This is a genomic window from Rothia sp. HMSC076D04, assembly GCF_001814645.1.
Taxonomy (GTDB): Bacteria; Actinomycetota; Actinomycetes; order Actinomycetales; family Micrococcaceae; genus Rothia; species Rothia mucilaginosa.
The window spans coordinates 375,718-384,598 of the sequence record NZ_KV817369.1 but is presented as its reverse complement, the minus strand read 5'-3'; the positions used below and the strand labels follow the sequence as shown (position 1 = coordinate 384,598).

General features: G+C 53.9%; 5 protein-coding genes. All 5 read right to left on the bottom strand.

The features are described 5' to 3' along the window. Window positions 1-74 precede the first annotated feature (74 nt). Window positions 75-323 carry a hypothetical protein gene (locus tag HMPREF2980_RS05940; RefSeq protein ID WP_070690778.1) on the bottom strand — a complete coding sequence of 83 codons (249 nt, stop codon included), beginning with the start codon at window positions 321-323 and terminating at the stop codon, window positions 75-77. 384 nt (window positions 324-707) lie between these two features. Next, on the bottom strand, window positions 708-1,604 hold the full coding sequence (locus HMPREF2980_RS05935) for a hypothetical protein (protein ID WP_049345499.1): 897 nt from the start codon (window positions 1,602-1,604) through the stop codon (window positions 708-710). A gap of 448 nt (window positions 1,605-2,052) precedes the next feature. Next, window positions 2,053-5,448, bottom strand: a complete 3,396-nt coding sequence (locus HMPREF2980_RS05930; protein ID WP_083313509.1) for a type I restriction endonuclease subunit R, EcoR124 family — start codon at window positions 5,446-5,448, stop codon at window positions 2,053-2,055. A gap of 189 nt (window positions 5,449-5,637) precedes the next feature. Continuing rightward, window positions 5,638-6,894 carry a restriction endonuclease subunit S gene (locus HMPREF2980_RS05925; protein WP_210399290.1) on the bottom strand — a complete coding sequence of 419 codons (1,257 nt, stop codon included), beginning with the start codon at window positions 6,892-6,894 and terminating at the stop codon, window positions 5,638-5,640. A gap of 2 nt (window positions 6,895-6,896) precedes the next feature. Further along, window positions 6,897-8,525: a type I restriction-modification system subunit M gene (locus HMPREF2980_RS05920; protein WP_070690775.1), complete on the bottom strand. Its 1,629-nt coding sequence runs from the start codon at window positions 8,523-8,525 to the stop codon at window positions 6,897-6,899. Window positions 8,526-8,881 lie beyond the last annotated feature (356 nt).

The following is an 8,881-nucleotide window of genomic DNA, read 5'->3' as shown; positions in this document are numbered from 1 at the left end:
ACGACCAAAGACGCTAACCTATGGCACAAATCCGCAACTCATGACCGGATCCCCATCTGTGACAGGTGGGCGGGCTACACGGCGAGCGCATACATGTCGCGGAGGGCCTCTTCTGCCTCGTCGAGGGCATATCCGCTCTGGCAGAGAGCATCGCAGCCGTTACCGTAGCGGAGGCCAGCAAGGAACTCGCGGTCGGTCACCTCCGGCAGGTACACCATGAGGTATTCGCCGTTGTGAGTGAAGAAGTCGTTAATGTTGGCGGCGTCCTGGCCGGAGTAGAAGGCGCGGAAGTCTTCGTCATTGTAGTAACCAACCGTGTACATGAGGGGCTCCTTTGGTCGCTCGGCGGAGTGGGTGAGAACGCGTCGTTGTTCTCTACCATCAAAGGTACGGGGCACCCCTGACAAGATAATGGGCTGCACCGCCCGTGCCGGAGAAAATGCACAAAAAATATTGCGTGACAAGGGGTTTTCTGGAGGTGCACTCCCCCGCGGATGCATCGAGCTTATAAAAGCTTTTAACATGCCAAAGCAGCCCACCGAGTTGCCAATACGGAATAGCCACTCGGAGGGCTGGAATGAGAGTACACCACTACCGCTAGAACTATATTAGGGCTTCGTTCTAATCAGACGATGCATAGCATCACTTTTGCAACTCATTATGCATTAGACGGAGAATAATCTACCAAAGGTTGAATCATTGGCATATTAACCACCAATTCTTGCCCCATGCAGCAAAGCAATGATTAGAAAATAGGCATTCATAAATAAATACATACACAGAATACTGATAATAGATTTAACTATCACCCTCACATGACTTCTATACTTTTTATTATTCAGCCTATTAACCTCATTTTTGGCAAGGTCAATTCTTACAAGGCATGAAATTGCCCCAATAATAGCACCAACTACAGGAATTACCGTTACAACCAAACCAAAAGGGTCTCCTAGAATTAAGGCAATGGTGAAACCAATAAACAGCCCAATAGTCGTTCCCCTCCCGGCATAATCAACAAAATCACGCATCAAGAGAAGGAGATAACCAGACTGCCAGCGCTTCTTAACCCAAGAATACTTTGCCAGGATATTCTCTTCTTTAATGAGGTTCAGAATGTCATCATAGCTAACAAAATCTGCATATTTTATTTCCTCCACCTCGGAACAAAAATTCCTTAAAGATAGATAGACCTCCCCAAATGGGTCATATTTAGGGGTGATACCAGTCATTTTTTCCAGCTGGGCCAACGAATCGATACAATTACTTTGCGCAGTAGAGCTTGGCTCCTTTTCAACCCACTTTAGAAAATGTTGAACCTTATCTTTAAATTCATTATCTACATCTTTGGGAGGAAACAGGTGAAGCGGGTGGGATATATTAAATGCAGCGTTCCTTATTGATGCTTTTCCAAACCGCTTAAAAGATTCAAATTTTGATTCTCTATATATACCAAATTCGTTTAGGATACTAGCAATCATCTCATTCCTAGCCGTTGCGTACCAAAAATATCCAGTTGATTCAAGAACCATCCGGAAAATAAGGCATAAAGTCACAAACACCAGTAAAAGTGAGGTCACTGCTGCAATCATACCGAGGTTACCCATAGTCTTTTCCTTCCCAACTCTGCGAATTTCGGTGCTTCTGATTACAGATTAGAAAAGACCCCTGACAAGATAAGGGGCTACACCGCCCCGTACGGAAATTCGGTCATAGGTTACGGACTTCTGCCATGGTTTTTAACTACGACCAAAGACGCTAACCTATGGCACAAATCTATGCCTCATGACCGAATCCTCCTCCACACCAGGTAGATTACGTGGCGGGTAACTGGCTGTTTCGATAGGTTAGTGTCTTCACTGCGGGTTAAAGACCCACGGCGAAAACACTAACCTATCGAAGGAGTCCCCGATCCTCCCCGCTTAACGGCGAAAAGCCACATGTGTTTCGAGAAGCCACCAAAGAAGTGGCTTCTCGAAACACATGTGGCTTCTGGGCGGATTACCGCAAACTAGCGCGGGTTACAGTACATAACCGTGCGTTAGTTTCCGAGGGTTATTCTCCACCAAGGAACGGCATGAAGCGGACGATGTGCTTCTCCAGCTTCTGCTTCACGCGCTTCGCCTTGGTTGCTGCATCCTCGGTCTTCGCACCGCCGAGCTTGCCGCCAAAGAGCGAAATCTTGCCCTTGACCAGGCGGCTGATCTTGCCGGGAATGGTGCGGCGGTTTTCCTTGAGCGCACGGTTGACGACGCGCTGGGTCTCTGCGGAGTCCAGCTCTTCATCCTTCACGATGGTGTCTTCTTCGCGGGTGCGGCGGTCGGTCACGTAGTGGTGGAAGTGTTCCTGCACGTCGTGGTCTTCGGACTCGTTCAGGTAGGTGTCGAAGTAGTCCTCGATGATGTCGCCGCTTTCGCGCAGGTCGGCGTCGTTACGAATTGCGAGGCGCACGCGGTCGCGGAAGTGCTCCACGCTGTCCTGCGCGGTTTCGGAGGTGCCGCTCTCCCCTGCCGCCTTGCCGTGGCGTGCGGCGCGGGCTGCCTTGACGAGCTCCAGGATGTAGAGCACACCGACTTCCTGCTGCCTGACCAGTTCGGTCAGGAAGGATACGCGATCAAACAGGTCAACTGCGGTCGGCTTTTCTTCGCCTTCGCCGGTTTCGCTGTCGGCGCTGTCCTTCGCTTCTTCCTGTTCGCGGCGCAGTTCGCGGGCTTCTTCGTAGATGTCGTTGTAGACACCGGTGTAGCCCTGCATGTCGTAGTCGCTGATGAGTTCGTTGCCGCCGTCGCGGATGAACTCGTCGTGCACGCGCAGTTCCTGCTGCAGTTTAAGCACCTGGTTCATCAGCTCGATGTAGCGGGCCTTGTCTTCGGGGGTGTCCACGGTGATGGAGCCGCCCTCGTCGATGGGGAATTCTTCGCGCAGTTCAGATACGGCCTTGTCGTATGCGGCGTAGGCATCCTTGTAGGGTCGGGTGAACGCGATGTCGAGGGCGGACTGGCCGGTGCTGTTTTCGGTGTCGCCGAAGAGGGTGAAGGCGTCCTTGGTTGCCTGTTCGAGGTCGCGGAAGCACACGATGTTGCCGGAGGGCTTGAGCGAGTTGAGGATTCGGTTGGTGCGGCTGTATGCCTGCACCAGGCCGTGCATCTTCAGGTTCTTGTCGACCCAGAGGGTGTTGACGGTCTTGGAGTCGAAGCCGGTGAGGAACATGTTGACGACGATGAGCAGGTCCAGTTCGCGCATCTTCATCTTGCGGGAGACGTCCTTGTAGTAGTTGTCGAAGGAGTCGCCGTCGGTGCTGAAGTTGGTGCCGAACATGGTGTTGTAGTCTTCGAGGAAGCCGTCCATGCGGTTGCCGGTGTCTTCGGTGGCGAAGGTGAAGTTTTCTTCTTCTCCGAAGGTGTCGAAGAGCTGTCCGCCGTTGCCCTGCGAGTAGATGATGGCGACCTTGAGCTTCTGTTCGGGGCGCAGGGTACCGTCTGCGATGCGTTCTTCTTGCAGGGTATTGAGGGTGTCGTAGTAGGTACAGGCGGCCTCGATGGAGGAGGTTGCCAGGATTGAGTTGAAGCCGCGCACGCGCTGTACGTAGTGTTCGGTGACGCCGTTGATGGTGCGGGTCTTTTTGACCTCGTAGCTGGTGGCTGCGCTCTGGTTGGTTTTGCGGTCGTAATTGTCCAGGATGTAGGTGGCTACGGCTTCGATACGTTCGGGGCTTTCGAGTACTTCCTTGCTCTTTGCGAACTTGGCGAGTTCCTTCGAGTCGGGGGTTTCGGCGTGTTCGGCGGCGATTTCTTCTGCGTAGGAGGCTTCTTCGAGTTCGGCGAAGTGGGGGCTGGTGTTGGTGTATTCCAGGTGGAATTTCAGCACGTTCTTGTCGTTGATGGCGTCAACGACGGTGTAGGTGTGCAGGCAGTCGCCGAAGACTTCGACGGTGGTGGTGCCGGGGCCGCCTGCGGAGTTCTTTTCGAAGATGGGGGTGCCGGTGAACCCGAACATGCTGTACTTCTTGAAGCTCTTCTTGATGGCGGTGTTCATGCGGCCGAACTGGGAGCGGTGACATTCGTCGAAGATGATGGCTACGCGCTGGCCGTAGACGGGGTGTTCGGAGTCGGCGGTGATGAGGTTGGACAGCTTGTGGATGGTGGTGACCACGATGTTGGTTCCATGGTCGGCGAGGCGTTCGCTGAGTTCGCGGGTGCTGCCGGTGGAGCTGACGGAGTCTGCCTGGAAGTTGTTGTATTCGAGCATGGTCTGGTAGTCGAGGTCCTTGCGGTCCACGACGAAGATGACCTTGTCGACGAGCCCGGTTTCTGCCAGGCGGCGTGCGGTTTTGAAGCTGGTGAGGGTCTTGCCGCTGCCGGTGGTGTGCCAGATATAGCCGCCGGCTTCTTTGGTGCCGAGCAGCTTGGGGTTGTTGTTGGCGATTTCGACGCGCTTAATGATTTTCTCGGTTGCCGCAATCTGGTAGGGGCGCATGACGAGCAGGTCCTGGCCTACGGTGAAGATGCAGTAGCGGGTCAGGACGTTTGCGAGGGTGTGGCGGGTGAGGAAGGTGCGCGCGAAGAGAATCAGGTCGTTAATTCGGTTGTTCTGTTCGTCTGACCAGTAGCTGGTGAAGTCGAAGCTCTTGCCTGCGGAGCCGCCGGAGGCGGTCTTGCGGCCGGCCTTCTGCTGGTCTTCGACGTGCTTGTGGCGCACGGTGTTGGAGTAGTACTTGGTTTCGAAGCCGTTGCTGATGACGAAGATCTGGGCGTATTCGAAGAGGCGGTGCTGGTCCTGCTGAAAGCCTTCGTTCTGGTAGCGTTCGATCTGGTTGAAGGCTTCGCGAATGCTCACGTTGCGCTTCTTGAGTTCGATGTGCACGAGGGGCAGGCCGTTGACGAGGATGGTCACGTCGTAGCGGTTGAGTACTTTGCCGTTGGGGGCGGGTACGCGGTACTGGTTGATGACCTGCATGTGGTTGCGTGCGGGGTAGGCGGCGTCGATGAGCATGATGTTGCGCAGGGTGCCGTCTTCGAGGCGGAAGTCGATGAAGCGTTCTTCCTGGATAAGCTTTGCTTTTTCGAGGATGCCGTCGTTGGAGCGGGCGATGTGTTCGGTGAGTAGGCGGTTGAATTCTTCGTCGGTGAAGTGGAAACCGCTGTTGGGGCCGTATGCGCCTTCTTCGGGGCGGGTATTGAGGCGTTCGAGCTGTTCGCGCAGGTTGCGGATGAGTGCGGCTTCGTCGGTGAGGCGCGGCAGGTAGTCGTAGCCCTGGGTTTTGAGGGTTTCGATGAGTTCGGCTTCGAGCTGCGATTCGCTCTGGTGCTCACGCTTCTTCTGGTGCTGGGATTCCCATTCGTCGTAGCCGGTTGCTTTGCTGCGGTCGGCGATGACGGTGAAGTCGTCTGAGCTGAGGATGCTTTCGGTGCGTCCTTCGGTGGGGCGGGGGTGGTTGGGTACGGTTTCCACGGGGTGCTCCTTTGCGTAGGGGTTGAGTGTGTGGATGGTTGGGCTCGGGGTTGGTGAGCCCAGCTAGTTGAGTTTGGCCTGTTGAGTTTGGCCTGTTGAGTGTGGTTGAGGCGTGGGGCCCGTGCAGGGGTGGCGGGTGCCGCCCCTGCACGGGGTGTGCGCGTGATGCGCGGTTTGATGCGCGGGTGGCTACTGGTTTTCGCCCTTGCGGGGGAAGGTGAGTAGCTGGTCGCGGTAGTACTCGTACTGGCTGCGACGCGCCGCAAGCTCTGCGGGTAGACCCTCGGAGAGACTGGTGGTTAGGGCATCGAAGCGGTCGAGAATATCGACAATGCGCTGCTGCTCTTCCAAGCTGGGGATAGGAATAGTCACATTAGCCAGCTTCTTCTTGGAGACGTTGAACCTCGTAACTCCTTGAGCAGTTCGAATAATCTGTTTACGAGCTAGACGGCTCCTAAAAAGATATTTAGAAAACTCGGGGTTAAGAATGCTCGGATCGTTGAGGCGATAGCAGATTGAGAAACTATTCAAATATGCTTTCTCCCCAGGTTCCTTCGTAACGACAGATGAAAGACCTGATTCTTCCATATTTTCAGATGATCCAGTCAGAAGAATGTCACCCTTCATTAGGGAAAGCTGATTCTCTCCTTCTTTTACCTGCACGAAGTCAGGCCAAGTGAAGTCGGTTGAAATGTTTTCATATACATTCTTATAGGAAATGTATCGCGCACCAGAATAGCCGAAATCATTCTTAGTTTTTCCCTTAAGTCCGCCGTAGAACTTACCTAGTTCGCCCAGGGTAGCGCGGGGGCAGTCGAGGGCTTCGAAGAGCGAATCACGGTAGTACTCGTATTGCAGAGTACGCGCTTCCAGCTCCGCTTCCAGCTCCGCTTCCAGGTTCGTGAATTTATCAAGAATTTCAACAATCGCTTCCTGAATCTCCATAGGAGGAACAGGAAATTCAAATTTCTTGAAACGCTTCATATCCACACTGGCAAAGCTGGACTGCGTAGTATTCGAAAGGCACCAACGGTCCAAAATGAATGAATAGTAGTAAATAAATTTAGGAGACAAAAGGTTCTTAAATTCGTCTTTAAGAATCAGAACAGTGAACCTTTGATTGCACAAAAAATCTACATTAATCAGCGCATGCTCACCAATCGTTGCAGAAGTCGCCACAATGATTGAACCAGCAGGGAACATCCCGCCCTTTTTCAAAGCGCTTTCATGAACGGACTGCAAAGATTCTGAAAGAATTCCGCCATTTTCACGAATATCTTCCATGCGGAACCACGGAACAGTTCCGTTCTCCCAATAGCTGCTATTGGATTTAGACGGGGTATAGCCATTACGGGTGGTAAACAGCTCCTCAATGGGGCGGTATTCCACCCCCTCCGGGCAGAGCTCAGCCACCAGGCGATCAATATAATTCGTCACCTTAGCCACGACTACTCGCCGCCTTCCAGGCGCGCCACAATAGCGTCAATCTCCACGCGCAGCTGAGCCTGACGGGCCACAATACCCTCAATACGAGAATTCAGCTCAACAATATCTACGCGCTCACGGGTGTCCTCCGGCTCAACCCAGCTCGACACCGCCAGGTTCGCCTCCTGCTCCAGCAGCTTCTCCACCGGAACCAGCGCCGAGAAATGCTCACGCTCCTCACGAGCCGCCAGCACCTCCAGAATCTTCTCACGGTGCGCCTTACCCAGAATATTCTGGTTCGTGCCCTTATCAAAGAGCTGCGAAGCATCCACGAACAGCACCGAATGATCCTTACGGCGGCCCTTCTTCAACACCAAAATGCAGGTTGCAATGCTCGTACCGTAGAACAGGTTGGCAGGCAGCTGAATCACAGCATCCACCACGTTCTGCTTCAGCAGGTACTCACGAATCTTACGCTCAGCACCACCACGGTACAGCACGCCCGGGAACTCAACGATAGCCGCCGTACCTGCCTCGTCAAGGGACTTGAGCATGTGCATCGTGAACGCCAGGTCAGCCTTCGACTTAGGCGCCAGCACGGATGCCGGGGCGTAACGGTCATCGTGAATCAGGGTCGGGTCATCATCACCCTTCCACTTCGTCGAATACGGAGGGTTAGACACAATCGCACCAAACGGCTCCTCAAAATCACCGCCCTCACGGCCGCGATGCTTCGGGTCAATCAGAGTATCACCGTGCGCAATGCTGAAATCATCCACCGGCACACCGTGCAGAATCATGTTCATGCGGCACAGGTTGTAAGTGGTCAGGTTAATCTCCTGACCCACAAAACGCAGGCCGTCCGAGTTCTTACCCAGCTCACGCTTAACCTTCAACAGCAGCGAACCCGAACCACACGCCGGGTCATACACGGTACGAATCTGCTCGGCATCGCGGCCATCCATGGCAATCTTCGCCAGCAGCTCCGAAACCTCCTGCGGAGTGTAGTACTCGCCGCCGCTCTTACCCGCATTCGCCGCGTACATGCCCATCAGGTACTCGTAGGCGTCACCGAAGGCGTCATTCTCGCTATCCTCGTAGCCCTTGTTCAAGTTCATACCCGCCACAGCATCCATGAGCTTGAGCAGATTCTCGTGACGAGCCGCCGGGCTCACACCCAGCTTATTCGAATCCAACACAAAGTCGTCGAAGAGGCCCATCACATTCGCTTCGGAGTCGGTACCGCGCGCCGACTCTTCAAATGCCTTGAACACGTTTGCCAGAGTCTCATTCAAATTCTGATTCTGGCTAGCGTTCTTGTACACATTTGAGAACAGCTGCGAAGGCAACAAGAAAAAGCCGCGCTCATTGACGAAATACTCTTTAATGTGATCTTTGAACTCATCGTCTGGGATATTCTCAAAGCGATCAGGCATGTCAATATTCTGGCTCTCCACAAAGCGCACCTGGCTCTCAGAGAGGTAACGGTAGAAGAGCATACCCAGCACGTACTGCTTAAAGTCCCAGCCGTCTACCGAGCCGCGCAAATCATTCGCAATACGCCAAATCGTGGAGTGCAGCTGCGCACGCTCAGTATTGCGGTTACGGTGCTCGTCAGTAGTAGCGGAAGAATCCGTAGACTGCGTCGTCATAGGGTCGGTCAACCTCTCATTAGTTATCGTTTCTCATCGCAGAAACGTCAAAAGTTCGGGACCCGTAAGGTCCCGGTCGTACACATGCGCCGGTGCCGGTTTAGATGCCTTACTCGGTGGGAGCGTTCATAGCTTCCACAAGCCGTTTCGTACCCGGCGGCGCGAACTCTTTCAGTATACGGGTTCCCCCGACCCCGCACGTGCCGGTTCGTCATCGCCGGGCCATTGGTTATTTCGATAGGTTAGTGCCTTCACTGCGGGTTAAAGACCCACGGCAAAGACGCTAACCTATCGAAGGTTCCCCCGGCCCTCCCCCTAAGCCGCGAAAAGCCACATGTGTTTCGAGAAGCCACCAA

What these genes read in the sequence shown, in the direction of transcription:
- HMPREF2980_RS05940 (WP_070690778.1), bottom strand. Translation starts at nt 323, where the DNA reads ATGTACACGGTTGGTTACTACAATGACGAAGACTTCCGCGCCTTCTAC.
- HMPREF2980_RS05920 (WP_070690775.1), bottom strand. Translation starts at nt 8,525, where the DNA reads ATGACGACGCAGTCTACGGATTCTTCCGCTACTACTGACGAGCACCGT.
- HMPREF2980_RS05935 (WP_049345499.1), bottom strand. Translation starts at nt 1,604, where the DNA reads ATGGGTAACCTCGGTATGATTGCAGCAGTGACCTCACTTTTACTGGTG.